The 15,868-nt window shown below is 68.3% G+C and carries 14 protein-coding genes and 2 tRNA genes; 6 read left to right on the top strand and 10 right to left on the bottom strand.

Annotated elements, in window-relative coordinates:
- The first annotated feature begins 137 nt into the window (after window positions 1–137).
- Together F1734_RS11405 and fdhD are read left to right on the top strand one after the other, a co-directional pair.
- Window positions 138–2,447, top strand: coding sequence for an FdhF/YdeP family oxidoreductase (locus F1734_RS11405; protein ID WP_010592829.1), 2,310 nt, complete (start codon window positions 138–140; stop codon window positions 2,445–2,447).
- Window positions 2,447–3,259 (top strand): formate dehydrogenase accessory sulfurtransferase FdhD, encoded by an 813-nt coding sequence (gene fdhD, locus F1734_RS11400; RefSeq protein ID WP_017680501.1) that lies wholly within the window; start codon window positions 2,447–2,449, stop codon window positions 3,257–3,259. The genes F1734_RS11405 and fdhD overlap by 1 nt, the downstream gene beginning before the upstream one ends.
- Window positions 3,260–3,275: 16 nt before the next feature.
- Here fdhD and F1734_RS11395 read toward each other — a convergent pair whose 3' ends face one another.
- On the bottom strand, window positions 3,276–4,451 hold the full coding sequence (locus F1734_RS11395) for an alpha/beta hydrolase family protein (protein WP_010592831.1): 1,176 nt from the start codon (window positions 4,449–4,451) through the stop codon (window positions 3,276–3,278).
- Between the two features lie 63 nt (window positions 4,452–4,514).
- Here F1734_RS11395 and F1734_RS11390 point away from each other — a divergent pair, with 63 nt between their 5' ends.
- The gene (locus F1734_RS11390) at window positions 4,515–5,156 is read left to right on the top strand and encodes a TetR/AcrR family transcriptional regulator (RefSeq protein WP_238424151.1); all 642 of its coding nucleotides are present in this window, start codon (window positions 4,515–4,517) and stop codon (window positions 5,154–5,156) included.
- A 31-nt stretch (window positions 5,157–5,187) separates the two neighbouring features.
- Here the strand turns inward: F1734_RS11390 and F1734_RS11385 are convergent, their stop codons facing one another.
- Complete coding sequence (locus tag F1734_RS11385; protein ID WP_017680499.1) at window positions 5,188–6,060, bottom strand: shikimate dehydrogenase; 873 nt, start codon at window positions 6,058–6,060, stop codon at window positions 5,188–5,190.
- 101 nt (window positions 6,061–6,161) lie between these two features.
- Between F1734_RS11385 and F1734_RS11380 the strand changes: the two genes are divergently transcribed.
- Together F1734_RS11380 and F1734_RS11375 are read left to right on the top strand one after the other, a co-directional pair.
- Window positions 6,162–6,812 carry a TetR/AcrR family transcriptional regulator gene (locus tag F1734_RS11380; RefSeq protein WP_040271698.1) on the top strand — a complete coding sequence of 217 codons (651 nt, stop codon included), beginning with the start codon at window positions 6,162–6,164 and terminating at the stop codon, window positions 6,810–6,812.
- A gap of 166 nt (window positions 6,813–6,978) precedes the next feature.
- On the top strand, window positions 6,979–8,322 hold the full coding sequence (locus tag F1734_RS11375; protein ID WP_010592835.1) for an MFS transporter: 1,344 nt from the start codon (window positions 6,979–6,981) through the stop codon (window positions 8,320–8,322).
- Between the two features lie 133 nt (window positions 8,323–8,455).
- Here F1734_RS11375 and clpX read toward each other — a convergent pair whose 3' ends face one another.
- The 5 genes from clpX to F1734_RS11350 form a co-directional block, all read right to left on the bottom strand.
- Window positions 8,456–9,733: an ATP-dependent Clp protease ATP-binding subunit ClpX gene (gene clpX / locus F1734_RS11370; RefSeq protein ID WP_003938129.1), complete on the bottom strand. Its 1,278-nt coding sequence runs from the start codon at window positions 9,731–9,733 to the stop codon at window positions 8,456–8,458.
- A gap of 228 nt (window positions 9,734–9,961) precedes the next feature.
- Window positions 9,962–10,648, bottom strand: a complete 687-nt coding sequence (locus F1734_RS11365) for an ATP-dependent Clp protease proteolytic subunit (RefSeq protein ID WP_003938128.1) — start codon at window positions 10,646–10,648, stop codon at window positions 9,962–9,964.
- Between the two features lie 49 nt (window positions 10,649–10,697).
- Window positions 10,698–11,324: an ATP-dependent Clp protease proteolytic subunit gene (locus F1734_RS11360; RefSeq protein WP_003938127.1), complete on the bottom strand. Its 627-nt coding sequence runs from the start codon at window positions 11,322–11,324 to the stop codon at window positions 10,698–10,700.
- A 181-nt stretch (window positions 11,325–11,505) separates the two neighbouring features.
- Window positions 11,506–12,882, bottom strand: coding sequence for a trigger factor (tig, locus tag F1734_RS11355; protein ID WP_203011693.1), 1,377 nt, complete (start codon window positions 12,880–12,882; stop codon window positions 11,506–11,508).
- 101 nt (window positions 12,883–12,983) lie between these two features.
- Window positions 12,984–13,060, bottom strand: a tRNA-Pro gene (locus F1734_RS11350).
- Window positions 13,061–13,197: 137 nt separating this feature from the next.
- Here F1734_RS11350 and F1734_RS11345 point away from each other — a divergent pair.
- Window positions 13,198–13,271, top strand: a tRNA-Gly gene (locus F1734_RS11345).
- A gap of 8 nt (window positions 13,272–13,279) precedes the next feature.
- On the opposite strand, the gene F1734_RS11340 is transcribed toward F1734_RS11345, so the two are convergent.
- From F1734_RS11340 to trxA, 3 genes are all read right to left on the bottom strand, one after another.
- A complete protein-coding gene (locus tag F1734_RS11340; protein WP_010592839.1) occupies window positions 13,280–13,648 on the bottom strand; it encodes a carboxymuconolactone decarboxylase family protein in 369 nt (122 codons plus the stop codon).
- A 59-nt stretch (window positions 13,649–13,707) separates the two neighbouring features.
- Window positions 13,708–15,102 (bottom strand): wax ester/triacylglycerol synthase family O-acyltransferase, encoded by a 1,395-nt coding sequence (locus F1734_RS11335; RefSeq protein ID WP_238424149.1) that lies wholly within the window; start codon window positions 15,100–15,102, stop codon window positions 13,708–13,710.
- A gap of 367 nt (window positions 15,103–15,469) precedes the next feature.
- The gene (gene trxA / locus F1734_RS11330; RefSeq protein WP_010592841.1) at window positions 15,470–15,844 is read right to left on the bottom strand and encodes a thioredoxin; all 375 of its coding nucleotides are present in this window, start codon (window positions 15,842–15,844) and stop codon (window positions 15,470–15,472) included.
- Between the last annotated feature and the right edge of the window lie 24 nt (window positions 15,845–15,868).

The raw sequence follows: 15,868 nt of genomic DNA, 5'->3' as shown, positions 1-15,868 counted from the left end.
TAATGTGCGTGGGAGCCGCCGGTGAACTTCGTGTAACGGCAGCTCGCGCCCGGAACTGCCACCCCCGATCGCTCGCTCGGCGGCAACCGGTAGCGTTCGAACTGGTATGCGCATCTCCCGCGGGTGAGGATGGACACATGACTCGACACGGTCCGCTGCACGACATCGTGGAATCCGACCTGGAGGTCACCGGGCCGAAGGACCACGCCGCCGGTGTCCCGGCGGTCCTGGTGTCGCTGAAGCGCGCCTACGAACAGATGGGCGTCGCCCGCACCGCCGCGACGCTGCCGCGTCTGAACCAGCGGCACGGCTTCGACTGCCCGGGCTGCGCCTGGCCCGAGACTCCCGGTCACCGCAAACCCGCGGAGTTCTGCGAGAACGGCGCCAAGGCCGTCGCCGAGGAAGCCACCCTGCGCACGGTCACGCCCGAATTCTTCGCCCGGCACTCCGTCGCCGAGTTGTCGCAGAAGACCGACTACTGGCTCGGACAGCAGGGCCGGCTGACCCATCCGATGGTGCTGCGCCCGGACGCGAGCCACTACGCCCCGATCGAGTGGGACGACGCGTACCGGCTGATCGCCGACCACCTGCGCGACCTGCCCACCCCGGACCACGCCGTCTTCTACACCTCGGGCCGCACCAGCAACGAGGCCGCGTTCCTCTACCAGCTGCTGATCCGCAGCTACGGCACCAACAACATGCCCGACTGCTCCAACATGTGCCACGAATCGTCGGGCAGCGCACTCGTCGAGAGCATCGGAATCGGCAAGGGCTCGGTGTCGGTGCCCGACCTCGAACAGGCCGACCTGATCCTCATCGCCGGACAGAACCCCGGCACCAACCATCCGCGCATGCTCTCCACCCTGGTGAAGGCCAAGGAGAACGGCGCGAGGATCATCGCGATCAATCCCCTGCCCGAGGCCGGGCTGCTCCGGTTCAAGGACCCGCAGCGCGTCGACGGCGTGCTCAGGCACGGCACCGACATCGCGGACGAATTCCTGCAGATCCGCCTCGGCGGCGACCTGGCCCTGTTCCAGGGACTCGGCAGGCTCCTGTTCGAGGCGGAGGACGCGGCCCCCGGCACCGTGATCGACCGGGCTTTCGTCGACGCCCACTGCGCGGGCTTCGACGAGTACGAGCGGCACATCCGCGCGGTGGATCTCGGCACGGTCGTCGAGGCCACCGGGCTGAGCGAGGAGCAGCTGCGCGCCACCGCCGCGGACCTGGCGCGCTCGCAGCGCACCGTCGCGTGCTGGGCGATGGGACTGACCCAGCACACCCATGCCGTCGCCACCATCGCCGAGGCCGTCAATCTCCTGCTGCTGCGGGGAATGATCGGCAAGCCCGGCGCGGGTGTGTGCCCGGTGCGGGGACACTCCAACGTGCAGGGCGACCGGACCATGGGCATCTGGGAGAAGATGCCCGAGTCGTTCCTCGCCGCGCTCGACCGCGAGTTCGGCATCACGAGTCCCCGCGCACACGGGTACGACACCGTCGACGCGATCCGTGCGATGCGCGACGGACGGGCGAGCTTCTTCATGGCGATGGGCGGCAACTTCGTCGCCGCGACCCCGGATACCCGTGCCACCGAGGAAGCGCTCCGGCGCTGCGACCTGACGGTGCAGATCTCGACCAAGCTCAATCGCAGCCACCTCGTGCACGGCCGCACCGCACTGATCCTGCCCACTCTCGGCCGGACCGACCTCGACGTGCAGAAGAGCGGCAGACAGCTGGTCTCCGTGGAGGATTCGATGTCCATGGTGCACCTGTCCCGCGGCCGGCTGCACCCCGTCAGCGACGAACTGCGCAGCGAGGTCGCAATCGTGTGCCGGCTCGCGCGCGAGTTGTTCGGCCCCGACCACTCCGTCCGGTGGTCGGCGTTCGAGGGCGACTACGACCTGATCCGCGACTCGATCGGGCGCGTCGTGCCCGGCTGCGAGGACTACAACACGAAGGTCCGCCGACGCGACGGGTTCCAGCTGCCGCACCCGCCGCGCGACAACCGCGAGTTCGACACCCCCACCGGCAAAGCCAACTTCAGCGTCAACGACCTCGTCTGGGTGCCCACTCCCCCGGGCCGGCTCGTCCTGCAGACCCTGCGCAGCCACGATCAGTACAACACCACGATCTACGGACTCGACGACCGCTACCGCGGCGTGAAGAACGGCCGCAAGGTCGTCTTCGTCAACGCCGAGGACATCACCGAACTGGGCCTGACCGACGGCGATCTCGTCGATGTCGTGTCGGAGTGGCAGACCGGGGACACGGTCGAAGAACGCCGGGTGAAGAGCTTCCGGGTCGTCGCCTACGACACCCCGCGCGGCAACGCCGCCGCCTACTACCCGGAGACCAACCCGCTGGTGCCGCTCGACCACGTCGCCGAGAAGTCCAACACCCCGGTCTCCAAGGCGATCGTCGTGCGGCTCGAACCGGCCGGGACGGACTGATGGGCCGAGTCACCGCCCGCCGGCCCGTCCTGCGGATCACCGCGGACGGGCAGGCGCGCCGGCCGGACAGCCTCGCGGTGGAGGAACCGCTCGAGATCCGCCTGGACGGCCGCGCCCTCACGGTGACCATGCGGACCCCGGGACACGACGTGGAACTCACCCACGGCTTCCTCCTCGCGGAGGGCATCATCGGCGGCCGCGAGGACGTCGCCGTGGTGCGCTACTGCGACGGGGTCGACGACACCGGCGCCAACACGTACAACGTGCTCGACGTGCAGCTCGCGCCCGGGGTCGCGGTGCCGGACGGGGCGGGCGCACGCAACTTCGTCACGAGTTCCGCATGCGGGGTGTGCGGGAAGGAGTCCCTCGATCAGGTGCGCACCCGTACCCGGTTCCCGCTGACCGACGGTTTCGCGGTCTCCGCCCGCGCCCTCACCGGAATGCCCCCACGGATGCGTCAGCGGCAGAAGGTCTTCCAGAGCACCGGGGGCCTCCACGCCGCAGCGCTGTTCACCCCCGACGGCACCCTGCTGGCGCTACGGGAGGACGTGGGCCGGCACAACGCGGTCGACAAGGTGCTCGGCTGGGCGCTGACCGAGAACCGGATCCCGTTGTCGGACAGCGTGCTCGTCGTCAGCGGGCGGGCGTCCTTCGAGCTGGTGCAGAAGGCCGTGATGGCGGGAGTACCGGCGCTCGGCGCGGTTTCGGCCCCGTCGTCGCTCGCGGTCGATCTCGCCGCGGAGGCGGGCCTGACACTGGTCGGCTTCCTCCGCGGCGACTCGATGAACGTCTACACCGGCACCGTCGCGTGAATCGACGGTCCGGACCTCAGCTGCAGACGGCCGCCGGCGCCTCGCCGGAGCTCACCTCCTCGACGAACGAGCGCACGTCGTCGTGGGCGGCCTCGAGCACGCCGCGGTGGTCGGCGCCGTCGTAGACCTCGTACGAGACGGGGGATCCTTTGCTGCACAACGAGTTCGTGACCTCGTCGGTGATCTGGCGGGAGACGAGCACGTCGGTCGTCCCTTGCACGACGAGCGTCGGCACGGTCAGCGTCAGGGCTTCGGGTTCCTGCGTGGCGAAGTACTCGGTCAGGCGACCGACGTCGGCGCCGGGCGCGAACACCTGGTCCACGGGCACGGTTGCGGCCGCGGCGCGCACGTCGTCCATGCACCCGGTGCGCGCCGCCGCGAGCAGCGGCCGGGAGGCGTCGGTGAGCATCGCGTCGGCCGCGATGTCCGGGTCGGCGGCCTCGGCGCCGAGCAGGAGGACGGGCAGGAAGCTCAGCGCCTGCGCGATGCCCGGACCGCCGGTTTCGAAGTAGGCGGCCGTCTCGCTGGTGCGGCTGCCCGGCGCATAGGCGACCGCTCCCTGCAGTTCGAGCTCGGGGGCGCGCTCGGCACCGTGCGCGGCGGTGAACAGCGCGGCGTGCCCGCCCTGGCTGTGGCCCATCGCCGTCCACCGGGTGCCGACCCCGGGATCGGCTTCGCGGGCCGCCCGCACGATGTCGACGACGGTGTTCGCGGCGCTGTCGCCGTTCATGTACGGGTGGCCGCCGGGCGTGCCGAGCCCCTCGTAGTCGGTCTGCACGACGACGTAGCCGTCCGCGACCCACCGATCGAGCATGGCGGTGGTGCGGGACAGGTAGCCGTGGGCGGGTCCGCCGACCGTGTCGGCGGACGGTGCGCAGGCGTCCCCGACACCGGTGGTGCCGTGGGCCCAGCTGATCACCGGCCACCCACCGTCGGGAGCATCGCCCCGGGGGATTGCGACGGTCCCGGATACGAGGATGGTGCGGCCGGCCGCATCCTCGGACAGGTAGGTGATCAGGTCGGTACGCGCCGCACTGGGCAGTGCCGCAGCGGTGGTCAGGGGGCGGGAGCTGACGAGTGCACCGGGTGCGCGCTCGGACGGCGGCGGATCCGACTCCGAACACGCCGATGCAGCCACTACCGAGGACAGAGCGAGCGCGACGACGATGCGCCTGCCGGAAAGTCGGGTCACGAGTTCCTCCGTTAAGATGCTCGTATTAAATGGAAAGTTGAGCTTCTTAGTACAGTGGACGTCATGGTCGTGTCAACGGGTCGTCTCGCCCTGCTCGATGCCGCGGAGGAACTGATCGCGCACCGCGGCATCCACGGCGTCTCGGCGCGGGAGGTGGTCAAAGCCGCCGGTCAGCGCAACAATTCGGCCGTCGCGTACCACTTCGGGTCGTGGCACGGACTGCTCGACGCGGTGTGGACCCGGCACGCACCGCGAGTCAACGCGGAACGGGCCGCCCTCGTGGACGCCGCCCGCCTCGACACGCCGCCGCGCCTGGAACGGCTGGTCTTCGCCTACGTCCACCCCCTCACGACCGAGGTCGCCCGCGGCCGGCCCAGCTACTGGGCCCGCTTCAACGAGCAGTGGCTCGCCGTGGCGCCCCTGGAGTTCCTGACGATCCCCGCCTCCGGCGCGTCCCGTGCCGACTACTACCCGACCGACGAGTCGCTCACGGTGCTCACGTCGCTGTTCGAGGCGATCGTGCACAGTCTCGAGCTGGCCGAGGCCGAGGCCCGGCGCCGGGTCGGCCTGACGGTGCGGTTCGTCATCGGCTCCTACGCCACCTGGGAACGCGCCCACGACGTGGGGGAAGCGCCCGAACTGGGAGCGTTCGAGTCGGAGATCGTCGATCTGGCCTGCGCGATGCTCCGCGTGCCCAAACGGTAGCCGCCCCGGAGGACGCACCCGGACGTGCCGGTCAGACGGCGACCTTCTCCGCTTCGATCAGGGCGGTCATGTGCGCGAGCATCCGCTCCGCATCGGGCTCCACGCCGGTGAAGATGCGGAATGCGTCGACGGCCTGGAAGACGGCCATCCCCGCCCCGGTCAGCGTCGGGGCGCCGAGCGCCCGAGCCCGCAGGACGAGCTCGGTCTCGATGGGCCGGTAGACGACCTCGGCGACCCACAGGTCGGGCCGCAGCAGCGCCGGGTCGAAGGCCGTCCCGGGGTGGGTGGCCATGCCGACGGGCGTCGCGTGGACGAGGCCGTCGGCGGCGGCCAACAATCGGGGCAGCTCGTCCGGCGTCGCCGTACCGACAGCGGCGCCCGGGAACAACACGGTCAGCTTGTCGCGCAGCGCGGTGGCTCGCGCGAGATCGGCGTCGACGACGGTGAATTCGCGCACGCCGCGGGTGAGCACCGCATAGGCGACCGCCGCACCGGCTCCCCCGGCCCCGAGCTGGACCACCCTGTCGAGGGCGACACCGCCCAGACCCCGGTCGAAGTTGCGACCGAATCCCGACCAGTCGGTGTTGTGCCCGATCGCCCGGCCTCCGTCGAAGAGGACGGTGTTGACGGCACCGAGCCGGCTCGCCTCCGGGGAGAGGTCGTCGAGGTGCTCGATGACCGCCTGCTTGCACGGATGGGTGATATTCAGGCCACGGAAGCCCAGGTCGTGCGCGGAGCGGAGCAGCCGCGGCAGATCGGCCACCGCCAGACCCAGCACGTCGAGGTCGACGATCTTGTAGACGTAGCGCATACCCTGTCGCGCGCCCTCCGCCTCGTGCATGGGCGGGGTCAACGACGCACCGATGCCGGTTCCGATGAGGCCGCAGAGGATGGAGTCGGTCATGGCGGGCCTTTCCCAGCGCAATGTACGAACTAGTGAGTTACAAGACACAGCGTACGGCCACGGAGGGCACCGGCACAACACCCGGTCGATAGGGTGGCGCCATGGCAACCGAGCAGACCACCGGCCGACGCCGCCGCAACAGCGACCTCACCAGGGAGAACATCCTCGAGGTGGCCACGGCGGAGTTCGCGGACAAGGGGCTGTCCGGAGCCCGGGTCGACGAGATCGCCGAGCGCACGCAGACCACCAAGCGGATGATCTACTACTACTTCGGCGACAAGGAGGGCCTCTACCGGGCCGTCCTCGAGAACTCGTACGGAACGATCCGCGCCCAGGAGCGCGAGCTGGACCTCGCGGACCTCGGCCCCGTGGAAGCCATCCGCACGCTGGCCGAGGCCACGTTCGACCATCACGACCAGCACCCCGACTTCATTCGCATCGTCGCCAACGAGAACATGCTCCGCGGCGAGCACATCCGCCGGTCGACCCGGCTCGCCGGCCTGGGGGCGCCCGCCGTCGACGTGCTCACCGGCATCCTCGAACGCGGCCGGGCCGACGGAATCTTCCGCGACGGCGTGGACGCTCTCGACATCCACCTGGTGATCAGCAGTTTCTGTGTCTTCCGCACCGCCAACCGGTACACCTGGAAGGCACTGTTCGACCAGGATCTCGCCACGGACGAACTGCGGACCCGGCACCGGCGGATGCTGGGCGATCTCGTGGTCGCCTACCTGACGACCGCACCCGACTGAGCGACCCCGACGCCACGGCACACCGGCACGCCTCCCGAAAATTTATGAACTATCTAGTTCATACATCTTGCGGTGGGCGTGTGATGGCGCCTACATTCGGAACGACGCAGAACGAACCCGGGTTCGTATCTCGAACATCCCCCATCTTTTCCGCACAGGAGACGCGATGACCGCGCACACCCTCGACACGCCGGAGAATTCCGGTATGACGACCGCTGCCCGCCCGCACGACACCACCAAGGTCAAGCGCGCGGCGTCGTCGGCCTTTCTCGGCAGCATGCTCGAGTACTACGACTTCTACATCTACGCCTCCGCCGCTGCCCTGATCTTCCCGACGGTGTTCTTCCCCGACAGCGGGCACGCGGCACTGCTGTCCCTGTCGACCTTCGGCGTCGCCTACGTCGCGCGTCCCCTCGGCGCCGTGGTCCTCGGCCACTTCGGTGACCGGGTCGGGCGCAAGAACGTCATGCTGTTCACCCTCATCCTGATGGGTGTCGCCACCTTCGGCATCGGCCTGATCCCCAGCGCCGAGTCGATCGGCGTGCTCGCCCCCGCCCTGCTCGTACTGATGCGCATCTTCCAGGGCATCTCCGCCGCCGGCGAGCAGTCCGGCGCCAGCTCCCTGACCCTCGAGCACGCCCCGCAGAACCGTCGCGCATTCTTCGCGAGCTGGACGCTCAACGGCACCCAAGCCGGCTTCATCCTCGCCAGCCTGGTGTTCCTGCCCGTCGCGGCCATGCCCGACGACATCCTCTACAGCTGGGGCTGGCGCGTCCCGTTCTGGGGCAGCCTGCTCGTGCTCGTCGCCGCGTACGTCATGCGGCGCAAGCTCGAGGAGCCTGAGGAGTTCGCGGAGACCAAGAAGGCCGACGACGTCGCCAAGCTGCCGGTGGCCGACCTGCTGCGAACCCACTCCGCCAACCTGGCTCGCGTGGTCTTCTGCGCCTTCGTCGCGGTCGTGAGCACGATCTTCGCCGTCTTCGGCCTGGCGTTCGCGACCAGCGACGAAGTGGGCATCGCCAAGTCGACGATGCTCGCGGTCGCGATCGCCGCCAACGCCGTCGCCCTGTTCAGTCAGCCCGCCCTCGCCGCCCTGTCGGATCGCGTCGGCCGTAAGCCCGTCTTCGTCACCGGCGTCCTCGGCTCGGCGGTGTTCGTCTTCGTGTACTTCCAAGCCATCTCGACCGGTAACGTCGCGCTGATCTTCGCCGCCGGCATCGCCCTGATGGGTCTGCTCTACGCCGCACCCAATGCGATCTGGCCGTCGTTCTACGCCGAGATGTTCAACACGAAGGTCCGCTACTCCGGTATGGCGATCGGAACCCAGCTCGGCTTCGCCATCGCCGGCTTCGCCCCCGCCATCGGCACCGCGCTCATGGGCGGCGACCCGACGAACTGGCTGCCCGTCGCCATCCTGACCTCCGGCGCCTGCCTGGTGTGTGCGGTCTCCGCGCTGTCCGCGAAGGAGACCTTCCGCACCCCGTTGCGCGAGCTCGGCAACCGGATCTGACCCTCCCCCTCAGGGACCGAATGTCACATCGCGTCGATCACATCGATGCGATGTGACATTCGGTCACACAGGTTCCGGCCATACGAGTAGGCCCCGGCACGTCGTGTGCCGGGGCCTACTCCGTGTTCCGCGATCAGGCGGTCTTGTCGCGACGCTCGCGCTCGGGCTTGCGCGGCACGATCGTAGGAAGCACGTTGTCGTTGACGGTTTCGGCGGTGACGACCACCTTGGCGACGTCGTCGCGGCTCGGGATGTCGTACATCACCGGCAGCAGGACCTCCTCCATGATGGCGCGCAGACCGCGGGCGCCGGTACCACGCAGAATCGCCTGGTCGGCGACGGCTTCCAGGCCGTCCTGGGTGAACTCGAGTTCCACCCCGTCCATTTCGAAGAGCCGGACGTACTGCTTGACGAGCGCGTTCTTCGGCTCCGACAGGATCTGCACGAGCGAATCCTTGTCGAGGTTCGTCACCGAGGCGACGACGGGCAAGCGACCGATGAACTCGGGGATGAGCCCGAACTTGATCAGGTCTTCGGGCATGACCTCGGCGAAGTGATCGGTGGTATCGATCTCGGCCTTCGACTTCACCTCGGCGCCGAAGCCGATCCCGCGCTTGCCCACCCGGTCCGAGACGATCCGCTCGAGTCCGGCGAAGGCACCGGCGACGATGAACAGCACGTTGGTGGTGTCGATCTGGATGAACTCCTGGTGCGGGTGCTTGCGCCCGCCCTGCGGCGGTACCGACGCCTGGGTGCCCTCGAGGATCTTCAGCAACGCCTGCTGGACGCCCTCACCGGACACGTCGCGGGTGATGGACGGGTTCTCGCTCTTGCGGGCGATCTTGTCGACCTCGTCGATGTAGATGATCCCGGTCTCGGCGCGCTTGACGTCGTAGTCGGCCGCCTGGATGAGCTTGAGGAGGATGTTCTCGACGTCCTCACCGACGTAGCCGGCCTCGGTCAGGGCGGTGGCGTCGGCGATCGCGAACGGCACGTTCAGCATCTTCGCCAGGGTCTGCGCCAGGTACGTCTTGCCGCAGCCGGTGGGTCCGAGCAGCAGGATGTTCGACTTGGCCAGCTCGACCGACTCGCCACGCGTATCGCGCGCCTTCTCGCCCGCCTGGATGCGCTTGTAATGGTTGTAGACCGCCACCGCCAGGGTCCGCTTCGCGGAGTCCTGCCCGATGACGTAGTTGTCGAGGAACTCGCGGATCTCGGCCGGCTTGGGCAACTCGTCGAGCTTGACCTCGTTGGACTCGGCCAGCTCTTCCTCGATGATCTCGTTGCACAGGTCGATGCACTCGTCGCAGATGTAGACCCCTGGGCCCGCAATGAGCTTCTTGACCTGCTTCTGGCTCTTTCCGCAGAAAGAACATTTGAGCAGGTCGCCCCCGTCACCGATACGTGCCATCTGTCAGGTCCCTACTTCCTCGTGAGCGTGCAACCGATCCCGCGACCGCCGACAGCGCCGGTCCGGGGAGCGGGCCCTTGGAACGACCGTACCCGGAGACAGCGACGGCGGTCGACCGGTTCCGGGCGATTCGGGCCATTATTTGTGCGCCGCAGCGGCAACGCCGCTCGAGCACACCGGCCCGGTCCCGGAGGCGCGCGGGGCGCACTCCGGGCCGGGCCGAGGCGGTTACTTCTGAGCCGAGAGCTTGCGGTACTCGAGCACGTTGTCGATCAGACCGTAGTCGACGGCCTCCGCGGCGGTGAGGATCTTGTCGCGGTCGGTGTCCTTGCGAATCTGGTCGGGATCCTTGCCGGTGTGCTTGGCCAGCGTCGTCTCCATCAGGCGGCGCATGCGCTCGATCTCCGCTGCCTGGATCTCCAGGTCGGACACCTGGCCCTGGATGCCGCCGGTGGCGGGCTGGTGGATGAGCACGCGGGCGTTGGGCAGGGCGAGCCGCTTGCCGGGGGTGCCGGCAGCGAGCAGCACCGCCGCCGCCGATGCGGCCTGGCCGAGGCAGACGGTGGTGATGTCGGCCCGCACGTACTGCATGGTGTCGTAGATCGCCATCAGTGACGTGAAGGAGCCGCCGGGCGAGTTGATGTACATCGTGATGTCGCGGTCCGGGTCCAGCGACTCGAGCACCAGCAGCTGAGCCATGACGTCGTTCGCGGAGGCGTCGTCCACCTGCACGCCGAGGAAGATGATGCGTTCCTCGAAGAGCTTGTTGTACGGGTTGGACTCCTTGACGCCGTAACTCGAATGCTCGATGAACGAAGGCAGGATGTAGCGGCTCGCCGGGGATGCGGGGGCGGTGCCCCCAGGTGCGGCAGCAGCTTGGCCGCCGAGCTGGCGCGGATCGAACAGGTTGGTCATCGCTTCTCCAGGAATTCGTGGGGCGTAGAGCGGATCGGGGGGCTCGGAACTAGTTGCCGGTGCCGCCGGCCTGCTGCGCCCGCGAGACGACGTGATCGACGAAGCCGTACTCGAGCGCTTCCTTGGCGGTGAACCAGCGGTCGCGGTCCGAGTCCTTCGTGATCTGCTCGACGGTCTGGCCGGTGTGCTCGGCGATCAGTTCCGCCATTTCCCGCTTGGTGTGCGCGAACTGTTCCGCCATGATCGCGATGTCACTCGCGGTACCGCCGATACCGGCGGACGGCTGGTGCATCATGATCCGCGCGTGCGGCAGGGCGTACCGCTTGCCCCGCGTGCCGGCCGAGAGCAGGAACTGCCCCATGGAGGCAGCCAGACCCATCGCGAAGGTCGCCACGTCGCACTCGACGAACTTCATGGTGTCGTAGATCGCCATGCCGGCTGTGACGGATCCACCCGGGGAGTTGATGTAGAGCGAGATGTCGCGAGTCGGATCCTCCGCGGACAGCAGCAGGATCTGCGCGCAGAGCTTGTTCGCGATGTCGTCGTCGACCTGGGTACCGAGGAAGATGATCCGCTCGCGCAGCAGCCGCTCGTAGACCGAGTCGCTGAGGTTGAGCCCAGCGGTGGCCGAGGTCATCGTGGGACCGATGGATGTCGCCGGATTCTGAGGAGTCACGGTACCTGCCTTCTCGTCAATCGTGGATTGCTGACACTGACAGTAACGAAGTGGGGCGGCACCGGATGCCCGGTGCCGCCCCACTTCGCTCAAAGCGGAAATTTCCACTCGGCGTACCCGGCGGAGGACCGTTGCCACGCCCCGCATGCAATCGCGCGGTGCGGCAACGGATCTCGGCCGACTACTCGGATTCGCCCTCGCCGCCCGGAGCCTCGGCGTCCTCGGACTCGTCGTCGCTCTTCGTGCCGAACAGCTCGGAGGTGTCGACCGTGGCGCCACTGGTGTCGGTGACGGTCGCGCGGTCGACGACGCTGCCGAGGGCCTTGCCGCGACGGACGTCCGCGTAGACGGCGCCCAGCTGGTTCGCCTGGCCGATCTGCTGGATGAACTGCTCCGGCGGAATCCCGTAGCGCTGCGCCTGGAAGAAGATGCGCTCGGTGAGCTCTTCCTGCTCGACGGTGGTGCCTTCGGCCTCGGCGATCGCGTCGAGCAGCAGCTGCACCTTCACGGCGCGCTCGGCGGACTCACGGGTGTCCTTGTCGAACTCCTCGCGGCTCGAGCCCTGCTCTTCGAGGAGCTCGTCGAGCTTGGTCTCGTCGTGATCGAGCGCGTGGATGGCGTCGTGCAGGGCGCCGTCGATCTCGGCCTGGACGACGGCCTCGGGCAGCGGCACCTCGACCGTCTCGAGCAGCACGTCGAGAACCTTGTCGCGGATCTGACCGGCCTGCTCGACCTTCTTGACCCGGGAGACCCGCTCGCGCAGGTCCGCCTTGAGCTCGTCGAGGGTGTCGAACTCGCTCGCGAGCTGGGCGAACTCGTCGTCCTCGGCGGGCAGCTCGCGCTCCTTGACACTGTTCACCGTGACGGTGACGACGGCCTCGTCGCCGGCATGGTCACCGGCGACCAGCGTGGTGGTGAACTCCTTCGACTCGCCCGCGGACATGCCGACGAGCGCCTCGTCGAGGCCGTCGATGAGCTGACCCGACCCCACCTCGTGGGACAGACCGGTGGTGGAGGCCTCGGGGACCGCCTCGCCGCCGACGGTCGCGGACAGATCGATGGACACGAAGTCACCGTCCTGCACCGGACGCTCGACACCGGTGAGGGTGCCGAAACGCTGACGCAGCGACAGCAGCTGCTCCTCGACCGCCTCGTCGGTGATCTCCACGGGATCGACGGTGACCTCGATGGTGGAGAAGTCGGGCAGGGCGATCTCGGGCCGGACGTCCACCTCGGCGGTGAAGACGAGCTCGACGTTGTCCTCGAGCTTGGTGATGTCGACCTCGGGCTGGCCGAGGACCTTGACCTCGTTGGCGGTCACTGCCTCGCTGTAGCGGGCCGGGATGGCGTCGTTGACGACCTGCTCGAGCACGGCGCCCCGCCCGACGCGGGCCTCGAGCAGCTTGCGCGGAGCCTTACCCGGCCGGAAGCCGGGCAGTCGGATCTGGCTGGCGAGTGCCTTGAACGCGCGGTCGAAATCAGGCTGGAGCTCCTCGAAGGGCACCTCAACGTTGATACGGACTCGCGTCGGGCTGAGCTGCTCGACGGTGCTCTTCACGGACATGCTCCTTCTGTCGTGCTCGTGTGTCGTTCTGTTCGTGCTCGTGTGTCGTTCGATCAAGCTGTCACCGGGTGCGCGGTCTTCCACCCAGTTCTTCCTGGTCGGGATGACAGGATTCGAACCTGCGACCCTCCGCTCCCAAAGCGGATGCGCTACCAAGCTGCGCCACATCCCGTCAACACCGGCACCCGGAACCTTCCGGGGACCCGCGGGAGAATCCTACGGCCCCCCGATTATGAAATCCAAAGCGAGGTTCGGTACAGTCTGTTCCTGCACGCGGCGGACCCGGAAACCCGGGTCGATCGCATGCATGGGGATGTAGCTCAATGGTAGAGCCCCAGTCTTCCAAACTGGCTACGCGGGTTCGATTCCCGTCATCCCCTCCACCGGACCGTCACCGGTCCCGCCGCTCCTCGGCGTCGGCGAATTCGCAGAACGCGGTGTACGCCCGCGAACCGTAGATCGTCGCGGGACCTCCCTGCATGAGGAATGCGACGCCGATCGCCTCGGCCGCCTCCTGCCTGCTCGCTCCGGCACGGACGGCGCTGCGCGCATGGGAGGCGATGCAGCCGTCGCATTCGTCGACGACGCCGATCGCGAGGGCGATCAGTTCCTTGGTCCTGGTATCCAGGGCTCCGGGAGCGAAGGCGGCCTTGCTCAGTGCGTTGAAACCCTGATAGACCTCGGGGATCGCCGCACGCAGCGCCCGGTGCTGCGGATTCAGTACGTTGAGGATTTCCTGGTAGTGCCCGTGCTCGCTCATGAGCCGACGGTAGACATCCACCCCCGGCGCGGGCATCGAATCGGCGGATTCGGGGCGTGTCACACAGCGTGCGAGAGCCGCAGCAGCCCGTCGATCTCGTCGGTGAAGGCGCGGACGAGATTCTCGGGATCGGGCACCCGGTCCGCGTCCGCCTTGAAGCCGACCCGGACCCTGCCGCTGTAGCTGAAGATCGAGACACCCAGGGTCTGCTCGCCTGCGCCGGGCACCCAGGCGAGCACACCGCGGATCTTCGTTCCTCCCAGGTACCGGTCGCCCGTCGGGCCGGGGACGTTGGTGGTGACCCCGATCGCCTTGTCGGAGAAGAAGTCCACGAAGAACCTCTCCAGTTCCGGGCCGGTACGCCCGATCGCCTTGATCAGGCCGAAGGTGAGGGTCACCTCCGGTGAGTGCTTGATGACCTCCATGCGCCGGTGGGTCTCGACGATGCGTTCGAGCGGAGTCGCCAGCGCCGACGGGTATTTGAAGAGCACCAGTGCGAACTGGTTCCCGAGTTCCTTCGGGAGGGGCTGGTCGAGGGGGCGAACGTTGACGGGCACCATCGTGGGTACGTCCTGCGGCTCGCCGCCGTGCTCACGGATGTACGTCGCGAGTGCGCCGGCGACGGCTCCCATGAGCACGTCGTTGACGGTGGTGCCGGTCTCGTGACCGATGTGCTTGATGTCGTCGAGCGGAAAGGGCTCGCACCACACCGCGCGCTTGGCCGTTCCCGGTCGGCCACTGAGCGGCGTGTGCGGCTTGGGACCGAGCACGAGCTTGTCCGCGATCCCGCCGGTGCGTTCGACCTGGGTGAAGGCGTCGCCCAGGACATGCGGGTCGAGCAGTTTGGGCAGGTCCCACAGCATGTGGGCGACTCCGGACGCGGCACCGGCGGTGGTCGCTATCGCGGTGCCGGCCAGTTTGGCCGCGCCCTCGAGGAGACCGGCACGGTGCTCGGGCTCGGTAGCCCCGGGGGCGTCGAGGTCACTGTCCGGAGTCTCGCCGGTCATCGAGAGCATCACCTGGTTGAGCGCGATGCCGTCGGCGATGCAGTGGTGGAGCCGGGTGTAGACGACGGCTCCGTGCCGGTATCCGTCGACGAGGTGCATCTCCCACAGCGGGCGGTGACGATCGAACGGCACCGGCATCCGCTGCTCGATGTACCGCTGCAGCGTCGCGTCGTCACTGCGGGGCAGGGTCGTCCGGATCAGGTGGTTGTCGAGATCGAACGCCGGGTCGTCCTCCCAGTGCGGCGACCCGATGTGGGTGCGCGGTTGCACCGGGCGTTGCCGGAAAGCGGGGTAGGCGTCGACGAAGCGGCGTTGCACGAGGGACACCACGCGCGACCAGTCCACGGGCCCCTCGAAGAACATCAGCGAGTCGATGATCATGAGGTTCTCGGGCCGGTCCATGTTGAGCCAGATGGTGTCCACCGGCCCCATCGCTCTGTTCACCACGGATGTCCCTTCTCGAGTGGGCGTCTACGAGTTTTTCACCGGCACGCGGACCGCGGAAGGGTCATTGGCCCTCGGACCGCGACGCGAACACCCCGCCCAGCTCGCGCAGGGCGGGGTGTTGCCGCGGCGGAGAATGCGGTGGAGGCGCAGTCTCGTCGAGGTGCGGTCAGCGGCGAAAGAGTCCGCCGAGGGTGTGTGCCTGCGCACCGGGGGTGGTGTCCTGGCCGCAGGTGCAGCGCTCGGGTGCGGGCACGGAACGCATGACGGCATCGACATGCTGGCCGCAGCCGCCCCAGCCGGTCTTCCCACAGTTCGGGCAGGTGACGGGGTAACACATGGGGTCCTCCTAGGGGTGACAGGGTCGGCGTCAGGCGCCGGCGGCGGCCTTCTGGTCGGCGATCCGGGCGTGGACCTCGGTCATGTCCAGCGCCTCGATCTGCCCGATGAGGTCTTCGAGGGCGGCCGCGGGCAGGGCGCCGGGCTGGGAGAAGACCAGGACGCCCTCTCGGAACGCCATGATCGTCGGAATCGAGCGGATGTCGGCCATCGCGGCGAGCTGCTGCTCGGCCTCGGTGTCGACCTTGGCGTGCACGATGTCCGGGTGCGCCTGTGACGACTTCTCGAACACCGGGGCGAAGGCGCGGCACGGACCGCACCACGACGCCCAGAAGTCGACGAGGACGATGTCGTTGCCGAGGATTGTGGACTCGAAGTCCGCGAGGGTGAGATTCTTCGTTGCCATCGGATGGTTCCTTTCGTTCTCGTC

Source organism: Rhodococcus ruber (assembly GCF_016804345.1).
Lineage (GTDB): Bacteria > Actinomycetota > Actinomycetes > Mycobacteriales > Mycobacteriaceae > Rhodococcus > Rhodococcus ruber.
This window is presented reverse-complemented; position numbering and strand designations above follow the sequence as displayed.